The 16,152-nt window shown below is 36.6% G+C and carries 15 protein-coding genes; 11 read left to right on the top strand and 4 right to left on the bottom strand.

The features are described 5' to 3' along the window. Window positions 1-181 precede the first annotated feature (181 nt). A complete protein-coding gene (locus tag ACIQZD_RS10505; protein WP_402901634.1) occupies window positions 182-646 on the bottom strand; it encodes an ABC transporter ATP-binding protein in 465 nt (154 codons plus the stop codon). Between the two features lie 306 nt (window positions 647-952). Here ACIQZD_RS10505 and ACIQZD_RS10500 point away from each other — a divergent pair, with 306 nt between their 5' ends. The 3 genes from ACIQZD_RS10500 to ACIQZD_RS10490 all read left to right on the top strand — a co-directional run bounded on the left by ACIQZD_RS10500 (window position 953) and on the right by ACIQZD_RS10490 (window position 2,532). Further along, on the top strand, window positions 953-1,315 hold the full coding sequence (locus tag ACIQZD_RS10500) for a group I truncated hemoglobin (RefSeq protein WP_241593607.1): 363 nt from the start codon (window positions 953-955) through the stop codon (window positions 1,313-1,315). A gap of 124 nt (window positions 1,316-1,439) precedes the next feature. After that, window positions 1,440-1,823: a cupredoxin domain-containing protein gene (locus ACIQZD_RS10495; protein ID WP_402901629.1), complete on the top strand. Its 384-nt coding sequence runs from the start codon at window positions 1,440-1,442 to the stop codon at window positions 1,821-1,823. Between the two features lie 154 nt (window positions 1,824-1,977). Further along, on the top strand, window positions 1,978-2,532 hold the full coding sequence (locus tag ACIQZD_RS10490; RefSeq protein ID WP_402901626.1) for a hypothetical protein: 555 nt from the start codon (window positions 1,978-1,980) through the stop codon (window positions 2,530-2,532). Between the two features lie 67 nt (window positions 2,533-2,599). Here ACIQZD_RS10490 and ACIQZD_RS10485 read toward each other — a convergent pair whose 3' ends face one another. Beyond that, on the bottom strand, window positions 2,600-4,009 hold the full coding sequence (locus ACIQZD_RS10485) for a PQQ-dependent sugar dehydrogenase (RefSeq protein WP_402901623.1): 1,410 nt from the start codon (window positions 4,007-4,009) through the stop codon (window positions 2,600-2,602). 416 nt (window positions 4,010-4,425) lie between these two features. Between ACIQZD_RS10485 and ACIQZD_RS10480 the strand changes: the two genes are divergently transcribed. The 7 genes from ACIQZD_RS10480 to ACIQZD_RS10445 all read left to right on the top strand — a co-directional run bounded on the left by ACIQZD_RS10480 (window position 4,426) and on the right by ACIQZD_RS10445 (window position 13,319). Further along, window positions 4,426-6,027 (top strand): bifunctional metallophosphatase/5'-nucleotidase, encoded by a 1,602-nt coding sequence (locus ACIQZD_RS10480; protein ID WP_402901620.1) that lies wholly within the window; start codon window positions 4,426-4,428, stop codon window positions 6,025-6,027. Between the two features lie 336 nt (window positions 6,028-6,363). After that, a complete protein-coding gene (locus ACIQZD_RS10470) occupies window positions 6,364-6,729 on the top strand; it encodes a hypothetical protein (RefSeq protein WP_402901617.1) in 366 nt (121 codons plus the stop codon). A gap of 385 nt (window positions 6,730-7,114) precedes the next feature. Continuing rightward, entirely contained in the window at window positions 7,115-8,470 is a 1,356-nt protein-coding gene (locus tag ACIQZD_RS10465; protein ID WP_402901614.1) for an APC family permease, read from the top strand. Between the two features lie 27 nt (window positions 8,471-8,497). Continuing rightward, complete coding sequence (locus ACIQZD_RS10460) at window positions 8,498-10,123, top strand: amidohydrolase (RefSeq protein WP_402901611.1); 1,626 nt, start codon at window positions 8,498-8,500, stop codon at window positions 10,121-10,123. 33 nt (window positions 10,124-10,156) lie between these two features. Then, window positions 10,157-11,056, top strand: a complete 900-nt coding sequence (locus tag ACIQZD_RS10455) for a carbon-nitrogen hydrolase (RefSeq protein WP_402901608.1) — start codon at window positions 10,157-10,159, stop codon at window positions 11,054-11,056. Between the two features lie 246 nt (window positions 11,057-11,302). Further along, window positions 11,303-11,431 carry an amidohydrolase family protein gene (locus ACIQZD_RS10450; RefSeq protein WP_402901605.1) on the top strand — a complete coding sequence of 43 codons (129 nt, stop codon included), beginning with the start codon at window positions 11,303-11,305 and terminating at the stop codon, window positions 11,429-11,431. 529 nt (window positions 11,432-11,960) lie between these two features. Further along, window positions 11,961-13,319: a glycosyltransferase family 2 protein gene (locus ACIQZD_RS10445; RefSeq protein WP_402901602.1), complete on the top strand. Its 1,359-nt coding sequence runs from the start codon at window positions 11,961-11,963 to the stop codon at window positions 13,317-13,319. A 339-nt stretch (window positions 13,320-13,658) separates the two neighbouring features. Here the strand turns inward: ACIQZD_RS10445 and ACIQZD_RS10440 are convergent, their stop codons facing one another. After that, window positions 13,659-14,882: a chromate transporter gene (locus ACIQZD_RS10440; RefSeq protein WP_402901599.1), complete on the bottom strand. Its 1,224-nt coding sequence runs from the start codon at window positions 14,880-14,882 to the stop codon at window positions 13,659-13,661. 592 nt (window positions 14,883-15,474) lie between these two features. Here ACIQZD_RS10440 and ACIQZD_RS10435 point away from each other — a divergent pair. Then, complete coding sequence (locus ACIQZD_RS10435; RefSeq protein WP_157831099.1) at window positions 15,475-15,615, top strand: hypothetical protein; 141 nt, start codon at window positions 15,475-15,477, stop codon at window positions 15,613-15,615. Window positions 15,616-15,791: 176 nt separating this feature from the next. Here the strand turns inward: ACIQZD_RS10435 and uraH are convergent, their stop codons facing one another. After that, window positions 15,792-16,151, bottom strand: a complete 360-nt coding sequence (gene uraH / locus ACIQZD_RS10430; protein ID WP_402901595.1) for a hydroxyisourate hydrolase — start codon at window positions 16,149-16,151, stop codon at window positions 15,792-15,794. Between the last annotated feature and the right edge of the window lies 1 nt (window position 16,152).

Here is a 16,152-nt window from a genome sequence, read left to right as displayed (position 1 = left end):
TTGAGTGCATACTCGAAAAATAGGAGAAGTCATCACCCATTAGTGGTTATTAATTGCTGATAAAAATATTGTGGACTAACACTATAGTCGCTTGGCTCAGTTTGTAGACAAAAGGGCTCTAGCTAAAAGTTAAAACAAGTTTATTGGAGCGGGTGTGGGAGACTCCTGCGGGAAAAGCGCGTCAAGGGAGACCCCGCAGGCGCAAAGGCGCCGAGAAGGCTCCCGGACCGCCCGCGTATTTATCCTGGATTTCTTCAATATTCAATGCCTGAATGACTGGTTTCAGTCGTCTTTCCATCTCATCCGTAGAAAATTTCCTCAATGAAAGGGGCAGGAGAATGTTCTCTTTTATCGTTAAAGTATCAAGCAAGTTGTAATCTTGAAAGATGAACCCCATTCGTTCTTGGCGAAACGTACGCAATGCTTTTTTGTTTAAATCCAACAGGGCCTGTTCTTCAAGCCAGACCTCCCCGCCAGAAAATTTATCTATTGTCGAGAGCACATTCATCAGTGTGGTTTTTCCTGAACCGGATGGCCCCATAATAGCCGTAAATTCACCCGAAGTAATGGTAAGGTCAATATTTTTTAAAACCTGTGCCTTTCCATAGGATTTAGATAAGTTTTTAGTTTGTAATACTTTTTTCAACGTAAATCTCCTCCTCATGTTACATACTATAAAATTCATCCCTTTTCCCACCATAGATGTAACAGGAAGTAAGATTACAATTTTGTCACATTACAATTTGAATATATAAAATTATCGTGTGAACAGTGAATGTAATAAATGGAACTTCCTAAATCAATTATGCATTTTCAGCAACTTGGTAGCAACAAGTTGAAATAAAGAGGGATAAGTGAATCTCAGCAAAAGGGGATTAAATTGAAAGATAAGGAATAAAAACAAATTTTCTACAAAGAATACTTCTATTAATTACAAGTTAGGAGTGTATATATGGAACAAACACTTTATGAAAAAGTCGGCGGGGAAGAAGCGATAGCAAAAGTTGTGGACTATTTTTACTCCGAATTGGTTCTTAAGGATGAGACAGTTAATCACTTTTTTGAAAAGACGGATATGGAAAAGCAACGCCGTCATCAAACTAAGTTCATTAGTTTTGCATTAGGTGGTCCAAAACAATATTCTGGACAATCCATGGCAAAAGCTCACCAAGGATTGAATCTGCAACCAGACCATTTTAATGCCATTGTAAAACATCTTAACGATGCACTAGCCCACTTTGGAGTAAATGAAGCTGACATAGATACAGCTTTAACTAAAGTTGCTACACTAAGAGATGATATCTTGTATAAATGATTGTTATTGAGCTATCAGGTGCTTTGCTAAGGAGCTGACTAGCAGCTCTCCTTTGCAACCAAATTAATAGTAATAATATATTAATGGATGAGAAAAAATAGTGTTAGGGAAGGAAGGATTGCGAATGTCTGTGAAAAAGCGGGTAATAGGATTGGTTGTTGTGCTTGCAATGTTTGTAGTTGTGACAACTCTAGGCTCACTCGGCGTATTTGCCGAATCCGGTGTTGTAGCTCAGCCTTCGGTGAAATCGATTGAGGTAGAGTTGAACGATGATTACTTTAATCCGGAAGTCATCACTATTCCGAATGGAACAGCCACAACGTTGATATTGAAAAACAAAGGTACAAAAGAACACACCTTCACAGTGGAAAAGCTCGGAATTGACGCCGAGGTCCAGCCAGGTAAAGAAAAAACCATTACCGTGCAACCGAAACAGCCCGGTACATATGAACTGACTTGCCGGTACCATTTCCAGGAAGGAATGGTTGGGAAAGTAATAGTCAAATAAAAAGCAGGGCCAATAAGGCCTTGTTTTTTTATTTATTAAGCTATTTTTCATTACACAGGAAATTGATGTTTGGATTATTAATAATTGTTCCACCTCTAATAAATGGTAATATAATGTATCGTAACGTATAAACCAAATGGAAGGAGGTGGAAAGGTGTATTTTTTTAAACCTATTTCTGATGAGGTTCGTTTATCTCAAATAATATTCAATAAACATAAAAAAACGATGAAGCTCATTCTAGGATCTATTTTTGCCTGTATTGCTGCTATTCTACAGGCTGCTGCTGGCTTTTTACCAGGTATAGGATATTTTATAAGTCCGCTAGCCACTGCACCTATTCTGATATGTTCCATGTTTTCCATTCCATATGGAGTGATGACCTACCTTCTGACAATTATGTTGTTATTCATCCTACAGCCAACCGAACTGATTGTATTTCCTTTTACAACAGGATTGTTAGGACTTGGCATAGGGGCATCTTTTTACTTCTTTAGGAAGAGATTAAGTATTATTGCTGCTGGTGCAATTCTTTTAATGTTAGGGATTCTGAGTCTAATATTTATTTTTCACTTTCCGGTTTTAGGTCCAGCCGTCTCTGTTTCCTTTTCATTTCTAATAACTGGCTTTATATTTGCTTTCATTTATAGCTGGTTATGGGTTGAAATTGCTTTAATCATTTTTAAAAGATTAAAAATGATTATAATTTAGTGATTCTCCATCACTTGGTTTTAATTTCGATTCGTAAGAGAATTATCAAGAATTTTATAGTTATGATTCAAGGAACAATTTCAAAAACAGTACCCTGGTTGAAATCAGTCACTTTCATAGAGCCATAAACCCCTAAATATAATCTGCTTTGATCCAGGTTCGTTCCCAAATTAACATAATAAGCTGATTGAGACCCAAAATCATAATCGGTTTGTATCACACTAAAATCATTTTGTTCACCATTTGGCCTAACGGTAGTATAAGCTAGAGCCCCTCTAACCTGAGGGTGAGATTCTTTCCGGGCAAGATCGGTAAACAGAACGCTTCCTGTTAAACCAGGGATGCTTTTCCCCATATATGCTTGCACTCCTGTAAGTGCAGTTCCCCCAAACTTATCGGGTCTGGTATCTTTATGAAAATAACTAGTTAAAGGCTGAAGACGACTCCCTGAAAGTGTTGCTGCTTCATTGTAATAAGCAATTGTTTTTTCATCCAAATTCCGATTTTCAGTGCAGCCTTTTATAATCGAAGCAGGAAAAGCACCTTCCCAACCTCGCCAGCCAAAGTTAATAAATCCTTCTTTGTCAGGTTCAGAATTCATGAAAGAAGCTTGAATAAGCTGAGTAACCGGCATTGGTTTATAATGAACGAATGAAAAAATCGACTCGACCATACTCTGGCCGACATTTCCCGCATATTTAATATACTGATTATAAAACCTTTGAAATGAAATGCCTGGTATATTGCGAACCCCTTTGGCCATTACCATGAGCGCTTCCTGAATGGTTGTGGGAAGTTCATTGAAACGTGTGACAATGGGTGGATCATTGACGTACATATTCTTACCTACATCAATTTCAATTATTTTACCAGCGATTTCTAGATTATCCTGGCTTAAGTTAAATGGATCATAGCCTGATCCACCATCTCCGGTTGTTAAAACAAGATTTCCTGTTTCAGGTGAAAAGTTTAAACTATTGACCCCATTATGATTTGAAAATGGTCTTCTTAAGTTAAGTAATGTCCGTCGTTTTTGGGGTTGGCCATTCGATTGTAAAATCCATTCTTCAATTGTATCAATATGATCATATTGAGTTTCTCTATTTATCCACCTTAGGTTTAAAGTTCTGGGATTACACGGATCAGGCTTAAAAGATTCAGGAAGAGCACCTGGTCCTTGTGTTCCAGCCACTGAATAATGAAGATAAAACAGACCGTTATAATAAAACTCGGGATGAAACGCTAGCCCTAGCAATCCCCGTTCATCATATCCGCCAGAAGCACCTAGTTTCAGGATTCGCGGGCGAATATCTAAAAAAGTCCTTATATCTCCGTTTCCTATGTAAAAGATCTCTCCTACCTGGGTTGCAATAAATAATCTTTCAATTGAGTCACCTGGAAGTATGGTTGTTTTCAAAACAGTAGGTAAATTTATTTTACTTACAATGGGCCGTAAACCAACCTTAACTTTTATCAACTGACTTTGCACCCCTTCTTATTGTTTTCTTTTTATAAGAATATGATTAGAGCTGTCCATTAGTACCAAATTAGGCCGGGGAATCTGATAAGGCATTGCACCACTTTCCGTACGAGCGGAATTAAACTGAAGGAGTGCGTTAGTTGAACTTTTTTTAAGAATGAGGATAAATTCAAGTACTATGGTTTAATGGGTAGAAAAATTGGAGCCTTTTTAAATAAAACTGGATTTATTGCTAGTCAAAATCTTAACAGATTTCTAAATGTTAGGCCGTATGAGTATTTTAAAAAGATATGCATGTACTGGGTTAACTTAACAATTATTATATGAAATATAACAAAAAATCACGGTCCCTTTATACGGATATAAAATTCAAGAGTTATTCTTAATTTACATCTAGAGGGAGGGATCGGAAATTGTCAAAATTTCAGGCCATATCTTCTTTGTTCATCTTGGTATTTATCATCATTTTCGTAACTTATAAAATCTCAGCATTCTCATCCAATCATTCCACAACGGATCATTCCACATCCAACCGCTACATTCAAGTACAATTGTTAGGCGTTAATGATTTTCACGGCCAACTAAACAAATATCAAATGGTTTCAGGAACCATGGCAGGTGGGGCTGAATACCTGTCTGCCCATTTAAAAAAATATAAACAAGAAAACCCAAATACACTACTTGTTCATGCAGGTGATATGGTAGGAGGAAGTCCTCCAATCTCTTCTCAATTTAAAGACGAACCCACGATTGAATTTTTAAACCTTCTGCACTTTGATGTCGGGACACCTGGAAATCATGAATTGGACCAAGGCGTAAATGAAATGAAACGTCTTATTTATGGAGGATTCAATAAAAAAACAGGTTATTTTCAAGGGGCCAATACTTCTTATAGTTCTGCAAATATAATCGATAGAAAGTCGGGTACTCCCTTGTTACCACCGTATGTTATTAAACAAATTGACGGAATTAATATTGGATTTATCGGGGTGGTAACAAAAGAGACCAACCTGTATGTGGCACCTGAAAATCGAAAAGAAGTAGAAATTACGGATGAAGTTTCAGCTATTAACCGAACCGTTAAGATTTTAAAGGAAAAAGGGATTAAAGTAATTGTTGTACTGGCACATAATTCAGCTAAATCAGATAAGGCAGGAGCAAATTCCAGTGGAGATTTAGTGGAGATGGCACCAAAAATCGATGATGAGGTCGATGTCATTTTTGCCGGTCACAGCCATGAATATGCCAATACCGTTGCAGCCGGTAAACTGATCGTTCAAGCTTATTCTAATGGGAAAGCCTTTTCTCAAGTAAAACTTGAAATTGACCCACATACTAAAAATATCGTTAAGAAACAAGCAAAGATTATTGTCACTGCACATCATCATATAAAACCAGATAAAGAAACGGTTGCTCTTCTAAATAAATATAGAAAAAGATTGGGGAGCCATTTTAATCAGGTAATAGGACAAATGCCTAAAGAAATCAAACGAAATCAAGATGCAAACGGTGAATCCCCATTAGCGAAAATGATTGCAGAATCTGAGCGGGAAGCCATGGGGGTAGATATAGCTTTTGTCCATCAAGGCGAAATGCGGAAAAGTTTAAAAAAAGGGGAAATCACTGTAGAAGACCTTTATACAGGCTTGCCTTTGGGTCATAGTGTCAGTAAGTTAATCTTAACAGGTGACCAAATAAAACTAGCTTTAGAACAGCAGTGGACGAAGGATTATGAAAATAGGTTGCAAACGGTGGGTTTAACGTATAATTGGGACCCCGATGCTCCAATTGGCAACCGCATTAATGGGCTGAAAGACATGAAGGGTCAAGAGATTCAGGCAAGCAACGAATATGAAGTAGCGGTTAGTAATTATTTGGCTTCAGGCGGTGATAACTTCACTGCATTTGAACAAGGTAGACTCGTAGAATCCGGTCCGCAGGTTGTCACTGCACTAATACGCTATATCCAACAGAAGTATCCCCACGAAATTTTTCACCCTTCATTGAAAGAATGAAGGGGAAAATACAAGGCCTTGCATAAGTAAGTGAACCCAAAAAGTTAGACACTATATTTACTTAGGCAGCCTTGAGGGCATGAACCCGGTAATCTACCGGGCTCATGCCTTTTAATTTTACCTTGATTCGTTGATGATTTTAGTAAATGAATAAAGATGATATTTGATACATCTCCCGAAATCTTACTACCAATATAAATATTCGGAGGGGTTTTGAGCAAAGGGGTAACGTGTCATACGACGGTAGATATATGAATAGAACATCACTAAATTAAATAATATGATAACGGGGAGAAATGAGGTGATTGTCTGTTAGAAAGACTTAGAAAAATTGATATGAAAACAGCTTTATTTATGGGGATTAGCTTTTACTCTTTGACAATCTTAATCCATGTTCTTATTATTAACGGCATTATTCCATTGACATGGGTTAATGGTGGAAGGTCTGAATCTCTGGCTGCTCAGCTACCAATTTCTATTATGAATACCATTATTTCTATAATTGGAGGTTTTTTCACACTGTTTGTTGGCAGAAATATATTATATAAAGGAATAACCGTGATATGTTGGTTTTTTGTTGTGCTTTGGTCATTTGGGTTTATCCTGCAATTATTTGGAACAGCTTTTGAAAAAATGGTTTGTTCGTTAATATTGCTTCTTGGAGTCATCTCGAACCTGCGTATGGCGATTGAAACAAGATAGCATTAATACTTAAATCTTTATATGTACAGAAAAATGCACGTAAATAAGGGGTGCCTTAGCTTAAGAGCGAAACTGTCTTTAGAGAAACTTATTATAAACCTATAAATATTTTCGACTATTGTTAATTTACTCTTTCAAAGGAGTTGCTTTGGCAGCTCTTTTTCTTATGGAATAAAAGGGGAATTCAAGAAGTAGTCGAGCTGGTATTAACTTCCGACACTGACGACTAATTATGCAATATTAAATAATTGATGTAGAATTGCATAAACCTATTAATTCATTAAATAATCTGTATATTGCAATTGTTGGCAAAATACCATTAATCCCCACTTGGTATGGTATTTGCATATAAGTTAATTAATCACGAATAAGGGTGGAGTGATACATGGAAAATGCAAAATTAAGACGTTCGTTAACAGTATTTCCTTTAGTGCTATTTGGATTGGCTTATATGGCACCTACAACAGTTTTTTCTACTTATGGGGTTGTTGCGGAAATAACGAAAGGGATGGTACCTGCTGCCTATATCATAGCTTTGGCTGGTATGTTGTTTACAGCCTATAGTTATGGCCAAATGGTTAAGGCCTACCCTGTTGCCGGTTCTGCATATACATTTACTCAAAAGGCTCTTAATCCTCACCTTGGGTTTTTAGTGGGCTGGGTTATCCTATTGGACTATTTATTTTTGCCAATGATCAATGGATTACTGATCGCTATATACTTAAACGCATATTTTCCATCCGTTCCTTTTTCCGTCTGGTTAATTGCCTTTGTCATTTTAATCACCACTGTAAATATAATTGGAGTGAAAATAGCAACAAAAATAAATGTTTTATTAGTTGCCTGTCAATTTCTAATAATCGTTATATTTACATTCCTCTCGATTAAAGGGTTACTTAACGGAATGGGTTCAGGAACATTATTCATGAGTTCTCCATTTGTGAATGGAGATATACCACTATCTTTAGTATTAGCAGGATCTTCTGTTTTATGTTTATCATTTTTAGGATTTGATGCTGTTACCACATTTTCAGAGGAGACCATTAATCCGAAAAAAATAATACCAAAGGCCATTTTCCTCGTCGCATTAATAGGGGGAGGTCTGTTTGTCACCATCTCATACATCAGTCACCTTGTTTACCCTAATTTCCAAGCTTTTAAAGATCCAGATTCCGCTTCCTTGGAAATTGCCATGTACATAGGGGGTAATTTATTTCAATCTATTTTTCTAGCAGGATATATTACCGGGGGGCTGGCATCTGGTTTATCAGCTCATGCAAGTGTTTCGCGGCTTTTGTATGCGATGGGGAGAGATGGAGTTCTTCCAAAGAAAATATTTGGTCATATTCATCCAAAATTTCAAACTCCAACACACAACATCATCTTAGTGGGTATTTTTGCTTTATCTGCTTTATTTGTTGATTTAGTGACAGCATCATCCTTTATTAACTTTGGGGCGCTTGTTGCCTTTACATTTGTTAATCTTTCGGTTATTTCCCATTATTTTATTAGAGAAAAACAGCGAAACGGAATGAACACACTAAAATACCTAATATTGCCGCTGATTGGTACCGGTTTTACAATTTGGTTATGGACCAGTCTTGATTCAAAGGCACTTTTACTCGGACTGGGATGGTTTGGAATTGGTGTCATCATGCTGCTATCAAATACGAAAATGTTTAGTAAGCGGCCGCCAGAGCTTTCTATCGATAGTGCGATTGAAAAAGAAATTCAGGCATAAAAGCTATATTCATCAAGGAGGATAAAAATGGTAATTGCAGACATCATTCTTTCTGGTCAACATGTTTTTACTGGGTTACAAGATGAGCCAATAAAAGCAGCTATCGCCATTAAAGATAATAAAATTATTAAAATCGGTTCTAAAGAAAATATAATGTCATTCCTTGGAAAACAAACAAAAGTGTATGACATGGAAGACGGACTAATTGTTCCGGGATTTCATGATTTTCATATGCACATTATGATGGGAAGCATTTTACAGAAGGATAGTGCCAAATTATTTGATGCCGCTTCAGAAGAAGATGCAGCCAAAATAGTAGGTGAATTTGCAGAAACGAGACCAAATGATGAGTGGATATTTGGTGTTGGCTGGGATCATACCAATTGGAAGAACAAAGTGCTGCCACATAGAACAACACTAGATAAATATATTTGTGATCGTCCCGTATTATTATTCAATGCAGAAGTGCATTACGCATGGATTAATAGTAAAGCAATGGAAATGATTCAATTAACGAAGGATACACCAGATCCGGAATATGGAGAAATTGGAAAAGATGAAAATGGGGAACTGACAGGCCTTTTATTTGAACAGGCAATTGGGTATGCATCAGAACATGCATACAAATTACCGAAGGATAAACGTGTAAGCCTATTCCAAGGTTTTCTTAATGAAACAAAAAGATTGGGAATCACATCCGTTAATGATTTATACGGAGCTAAAATTGCTCCAAATCCATTAGACGATCTTGAAATTTTCAAGGAATTTGAGAGAGAAGGATTACTTACAACTAGAATTCACTTTTCGCCGGAGTTAAAAATGGATTTAGCTGACGCAAAGGAATTACAAAAAAAATATCAGTCAGACAAGCTTACCTTTTCTGGGTTAAAACAATTTATAGATGGTGTTGTGACAAGTCATACTGCTTTTTTATTGGATCATTACAAAGACCGTCCTGAAACAAAAGGCGGAACCACTTATCCAGCTGAAACAATTAAACAATTAGTAAAAAAGGCAGATAAGGAAAATTTTCAAATTCGTTTCCATGCAATTGGTAACGGTGCTGTCCGCTTAGCATTGGATGCATTTGAAGAAGCGAGAAACGTAAATGGACAAAGAGATGCCAGACATGTCATTGAACATGTGGAGGTATTGCATCCGGATGATGTTCGCCGCTTTAAGGAATTAGATGTAATCGCTTCCTTTCAACCTAAACATATCGAATTAATGGAAAGTGAGGCATATACAGCCAGAATCAGTGAAAAACAACAACCTCTCTATTATCCTATCAAAACACTAGTGGATACTGGTGCTAAAATTGCCTTTGGTACAGATTTTCCTGTAGTGCCCCTAAATCCCATGATGGGTATTTATCAGGCAATCACGAGAAAAGATTTAACCGGGAAGGCGTGGCAAGAGTCGGAAGGAGTAACATTAGCACAAGCGTTAAAATATTACACGGCTACACCGGCATTCGGATCTTTCAGAGATAAAGAATTAGGCACATTGGAAGCAGGGAAGATAGCGGATATCGCAGTATTAAATAAAAATTTATTCAGCATATCAACAGAGGAAATTCTTGAAACAGAAGTGAAGATGACGATTATGGATGGAAAGATCGTATATGAAAACCAGGTCGTCCAAAAGGTATAAGGTAAAAAATATTAAAAGGTAGGTAGTGAGAAAATGTCAAAAGTAAAAGTTGGTCTTATTCAAATTCATTGCGGAGAATCCATTGAGCAAAATATCCAAAAAACGATAGAGAAAATAAAAGAAACAGTAAATAAAGGTGCACAAATCGTTTGCTTACAGGAATTATTTTCTTCACAATATTTTCCGCAAACGGTCAGTGTGAAAAATTATGATTTAGCTGAAAATGTGGATAGCGGTACATTAGCCGAAATGGGTGAATTAGCAAAGGAATTAGCAATTGTCCTGATTGTCCCTTTTTACGAAAGAGCAGGTGCTGGAATTTATTTTAATAGTGCAGCTGTATTTGATGCTGATGGAGAATGTTTAGGGATTACAAGAAAAAATCATATTCCGGATGGTCCCCAGTATCATGAAAAATATTATTTCGTTCCAGGCAATACTGGATATCCTGTCTATGAAACGGCTTATGGAAAAATAGGAGTCGGGATTTGTTGGGACGAGTGGTATCCAGAAGTTGCTCGAATTTTGAGCTTACAAGGTGCAGAAATATTATTCTATCCTTCCGCTATTGGTTCAGAGCCAGATCATCCCGAGATATCAACAAGATCATCCTGGGAAAAGGCAATTTCCGCTCATGGCATTTCTAATGGTGTATTCGTTGCTGCGACAAATCGAGTGGGCCAGGAAAAGGACATGAATTTTTATGGCGGTTCATTCATTAGCGATACCTTCGGGAATATTCTAGCTTCACTTGATGATGAAGAAGGAATTATTGTGCAAGAAATTGATTTGAAAGAAATAGAAGAGACTAGAAAAATTCTGCAATTCTTTAGAGACCGTCGTGTCGATACATACGGCCCTATTTTACAAAAAGAAATACTCCCAACCCCATCCCCTTCAAAAAAGGGAACAAACAAAGCGCTGTTTAGTTAATCATTAAAAAATAATGCTCTTAGGAGGTCCCGTACCCATCAAGCTAATTCTGTTTTTTTAAAAGTAGGGTTGCTGTCTTATTTTACGCTTACCATATCGTAATTAAGGCTGTGCAATCCTTCTTCTCAAAATTTGGTATACTTGGCCTGAAATTTAAACGAACGGTAGATTAATAGAACGATTGTTGGTGATCTAATGTTTACTTTATAAAGGTAATTTTAAGAGCATGAATAAGGGACATTGGAAGTGGGGAAGCTTGCTGATATCGTTGTCCTCGACCGTGATCTTTTTGCGGTTCCGCTTGAGGAGATACCTGAAACAAAAGTGAAAATGACCATCATGGACGGTAAAATCATCTTCACTGTTCCTGAATAACACAAATATGCTTAAATGCGTAATAAATTATACAATGGAGGTATAATAGGGTTCAGTCGATTATAGCGAAATATATTTAAAAGAAATAGCAGGTGGGACTACCTGTTATTTCTTTTTTGCTAACTGAGAGCTATGCCTTAAAAGGTATAGCGTTTTTGTTTATACAAGCAGTTTTATCAAAATTTAAAATAAACAGGTGTATAAGTATAAAAACAAGGAAATAAATTCTGAGGAAATAAAAATTTTAGGTGGAGTTATTAGTTTATTATACATGACTAATAGGTGTGCTTTTTTATATTTTAAGATTATTTCAGGACAGGGATTTTCTTATAGGGGTACCGCTAAAAGGTCTGGCAAATACAGTCCTAGTATCAAAAAAGAATCCATTACGTGTTTTTAGATACCCCTGAAATACGTGGAGCATATATACTTTTTCTTATTTACCCTCAAAAAAGCCAGATTCCTCTTGAATTATATTGGGAGAAAGCAATATTATTTTGCTATTCTTATTTTAAGGAGGATTGTTTTATTGGGTATCTTTATCGTATGTTTGTTCTGCTTATCTATTGTTTTTTCTTTACTTCATTTGTTCCATTGTTTACCTTGGTTTCGTGGACAAAGCGAAGGGATAAAACAAATTCTTGAAAAGGAAAAAGGAATTAGTATTCTAGTCCCTTGTTACAATGAACAGGGAATTATAGAAACCTCCATTAAGAGTATGAAATCATTATCTTATTCACAGTTTGAGGTCATTTATATCAATGACGGTTCAAATGATAAGACTATGAATCTCTTTCATAAATTTCTAAAGTTAAAACCATGTTCAAAATCTGCACTTAGAAAGCTTTCCCATAAGAAAGTAGAAAATTTTTATCAATCCAAACTTTATCCTAATATCTACGTTATAGATAAAAAGAATGGGGGAAAAGCTGATTCCTTAAATGCAGGTATTGAATATTCTAGCCAAAGTTTGATTGTAACATTAGATGCTGACACCATATTGACAGAACAGGCCTTATCAATTGTTAACAACACATTTGAGGATAAGGATGTAGTTGCTGCAGGTGGTATGGTGCACGTTTTGCAAACAAAAACATCTAATCCTTTGAGAGACTTGTCTTTACTTCATACAAATATGCTAGTTCGTGTCCAAGTGTTGGATTTCCTAAAAGCATTCTATATTACTAAAGTATCTCTTGCACGCTTTCGTGCATTAGCTATCATATCCGGAGCGTTTGGTATTTTTACAAAACAAGCTCTTGTTGATGTAGGAGGATATCGTACAACAATAGGAGAAGATATTGATATAACACTGCGCATTCATAGGTACATATCGGGACAGAAAAAAAAGAAGATTGTTTTTGTACCGGAAGCTGTTTGTTATACAGAATTACCTGAGAACTGGAAGGATTTTATCAAACAACGCATACGATGGCAAAAAGCATTTATTGATTGTTTTATCCATTTTAGATCTTTTTTTTGGAAAACGTTTTTCACTAAGCCGGTTTCCTTTTTCTACATAGCCGAATCTTTTCTAGTAGGGACCATCGGTACTTATGTTACGACAGGTATTTTTGTGATAAATAGTACCTTAACCCCTCCTACTTTCTCTCCTTATTATATATTTACCTATTTGTCTTACATTTTTTTATTTAGTTTAACGTATGACTTGGTGGCAATTGGTATGGGTAAGCATTACGGGTTTACGTTTCAGAAGAAGGATAGATATCGATTATTTATTACAATTATTTTTGATATATTTGTCTATCGATTTGTAACTTTGTATATTGTTATGTATGGGAGCATTGCTTATTTCTTTAACAAAGACTGGAATAAAGTTGCTCGAACAGGAAGAAATTATCAAACTGATTCAAAATCTGCAGCATAGTTTGAAATCTGGCCTGATGTTCTGTTTCATCACACTGCTTTTTTTAATGTCAAATTAGGCATCTAAATGCCAATTATTGCGTTTATAGAAAGATTAATTTAGCACAATTCTAGAAGACCGCCCTTAAAAGGGGGCGGTTATTTTGTTCAGCTGTAGCTTTAAATGAAGATTGTAGCTTTCATTGTCGTAGCTTTTTCTAATGCAACTAATGGGGACTTTATTTCCATAATAGGGTTGTATTAGGGGAGCCTTGGAACTAACGGTGCAGGTTAGTTCCATAGGAAATATAGAATGAATAAGATGAAAATGTGAAACGATAAATGAATAAAATACCTCGATTCATATTAACGTCATAAGTGAGCCGCCAATAGCACCGGTTATCACTATAAACCAAGGCGGCAATTTCCAATACACAAGCATGCTGAATAAGATGGCGGCAAAAGCAAAGTCTATAGGAGCTAAGATGGAGCTGGTCCAAATGGGATTATAAAAAGCCGCAATCAAGATGCCTACAACTGCTGCATTTACTCCCATTAATGCCCCTTTTACTTTAGAATTACGGCGTAATGTGTCCCAAAATGGCAATGTCCCTAGAATAAGAAGAAATGCAGGTAAGAAAATAGCAATTGTTGCTAATAAGCCACCTTGCCATCCATTTATCACGGCACCTATGTACGCTGCAAACGTAAATAATGGTCCTGGTACAGCTTGTGTTGCACCATATCCAGCAAGAAATGCCTCTTTGTCTAGCCATCCAGTAGGGACAAATTCACGTTCAAGCAATGGCAAGACTACGTGTCCACCACCAAACACTAAAGAACCAGACCGATAAAAGCTGTCAAACAGAGCAATCCAATTTGATGAAGTAACCTCTCGTAAAATTGGAAGTAGAAACAGTAATCCGAAAAATAAAGCTAAACTAACAAAACCGACACCACGCGAAATCGGAAAATGAACGTTAGATTCATAACTTTCGTCGTGTTGTTTATAAATTAGAAAACCAATAAATGCGGCCAGTAAAATAATACCAACTTGCACATAGGCAGTCTGCCAAATCAAGGTCCCAACCAAGGCTATTAATGCAATTGTCTTTCTCTTTATATCTGGAGTTAAATTTTTTGACATCCCCAAAATGGCGTGTGCAACTACGGCTACTGCTACTATTTTTAATCCGTGGATCCAGCCTGCATTTGAAACATCCATTCCTTTGAAAAATAATGCTAATATTACTAACGCTATCACTGAAGGCAGTGTAAAACCAAGGAAAGCTAAAATTCCACCGAAGAAACCTCCCCGCATAACTCCGACTCCAATTCCAACCTGACTGCTAGCTGGACCAGGCAAGAATTGACACAAAGCAACTAAATCAGCATAGCTTTTTTCATCCATCCATTTTCTTCGTCTAACATACTCATCATGAAAGTAACCTAAATGTGCTATTGGCCCACCAAACGATGTTAAACCAAGCCTTGTTGAAACCAATAGTATTTCAATTAGTGACTTAAAACTTCTGTTTGTTTTGTTTTGATCCACTAAAGTATTCCTCCTATTATTTAAGTTCATAAGCTTTCTTTCTGGCTTCCATAAATATTTCCTTTTTCAGTGGTCGAATAAATAATTATCTTATTTTCCCATCGACGTTTCGTTCCTCATTTATTAAAAGTCCATCAGATTCCATTGTGTATAAAGTACCTGAATTGACGGTTTATCCATGTCATTTTAGTTCTTCGAACATAGACCAAAATCGATTATCTATATTGAAGTATACTATTTATAAATATTTAGTTTCTAATTCCAACAATTAATTTACACACTCTTAATATTTGCGCTCAACCTAACATTATTTATCAAAAAGTGGAAACATTTATAGCCTTTAATGTTTAGGTAAATCCATAATGAAAGTCATTACCGGAAGCTGATCAGCAGCTTCTTTTCTTTTGGAGGAAAAAAGCAGTATTTAAAAAGAGGAGGGATTTAACACTTAGCGTACTCCTTTTTTTTGTTAAGTGAGACGGTTAGCGAAGAACAATATGGGAAATACTAAGGGAATGAAAATGTTACCGAATTTTCAGAAAATACATTGACGGGAAAGTATAGTTGTTATATATTATTAATAAGATAAATTTATTGTTATATAACAGAAGGAGGAGTCAAGATGATGAACATTCAGGATAAAGCTTATGAAAGTTATTTAAAGATTTGTGAAAGGTATGAAATCGAGTCGATAAACTTCGACCGCTTCATCAAAAATTTAACTAAAGATCAGTTGGATGAATACAGTAAATTAGCCGTTTAAATGAAAGGACGTGATTGCACAAGATGGACCTCCCGGTTGATGTAGATGTAGAAGCCAGTTAGAAACCCCACCAGTTGCTATTGGGAACAGGTGGGGTTTTGTCATGTGTTTTATAATCCAGACTGTAATCGATCAAAAAAGAAACTGCCGGAGAAGGTCTTCTCCGGCAGTTTCTTTTAACTTCCCCGATACACTTGATAGCCCCATGGGGAAACGAGCAGTGGCACATGATAATGAGAGGTTGGGGAAGATAGTCCGAAACGGACGGGTACCTGGTCCAAAAAGGGCGGATCAGGAAGCTCGATGGACTTATTACGGAAGTAATCCCCGATATGAAAAATGATTTCGTAGTTTCCCCTTTTAGTGTTTTCTGCGTTTAGTAGCGGGGCATCGAGCCTCCCGTCTGTATTTGTGACAGCTGACTGGAGCAGCTGCCAGTCAGCGGTGGATGATTCGGAAAAGTATAATTCAATCGTCACGTTTTCGGCAGGCTGGCCATGCATTAAATCCAATATATGTGTTGTTATACCAGGCATA

Origin of the sequence: Peribacillus sp. NPDC096447 (genome assembly GCF_044762725.1) — a bacterium.
Taxonomy (GTDB): Bacteria; Bacillota; Bacilli; order Bacillales; family DSM-1321; genus Peribacillus.
The sequence above is the reverse complement of the archived record's forward strand: the minus strand, read 5'-3'. Positions and strand labels throughout refer to the sequence as shown.

Coding starts and splice junctions, on each gene's coding strand:
- ACIQZD_RS10500 (WP_241593607.1), top strand. CDS start 953: ATGGAACAAACACTTTATGAAAAAGTCGGCGGGGAAGAAGCGATAGCA.
- ACIQZD_RS10495 (WP_402901629.1), top strand. CDS start 1,440: ATGTCTGTGAAAAAGCGGGTAATAGGATTGGTTGTTGTGCTTGCAATG.
- ACIQZD_RS10470 (WP_402901617.1), top strand. CDS start 6,364: ATGAAAACAGCTTTATTTATGGGGATTAGCTTTTACTCTTTGACAATC.
- ACIQZD_RS10465 (WP_402901614.1), top strand. CDS start 7,115: ATGGAAAATGCAAAATTAAGACGTTCGTTAACAGTATTTCCTTTAGTG.
- ACIQZD_RS10460 (WP_402901611.1), top strand. CDS start 8,498: ATGGTAATTGCAGACATCATTCTTTCTGGTCAACATGTTTTTACTGGG.
- ACIQZD_RS10455 (WP_402901608.1), top strand. CDS start 10,157: ATGTCAAAAGTAAAAGTTGGTCTTATTCAAATTCATTGCGGAGAATCC.
- ACIQZD_RS10440 (WP_402901599.1), bottom strand. CDS start 14,882: ATGAACTTAAATAATAGGAGGAATACTTTAGTGGATCAAAACAAAACA.
- ACIQZD_RS10435 (WP_157831099.1), top strand. CDS start 15,475: ATGATGAACATTCAGGATAAAGCTTATGAAAGTTATTTAAAGATTTGT.
- uraH (WP_402901595.1), bottom strand. CDS start 16,151: ATGCCTGGTATAACAACACATATATTGGATTTAATGCATGGCCAGCCT.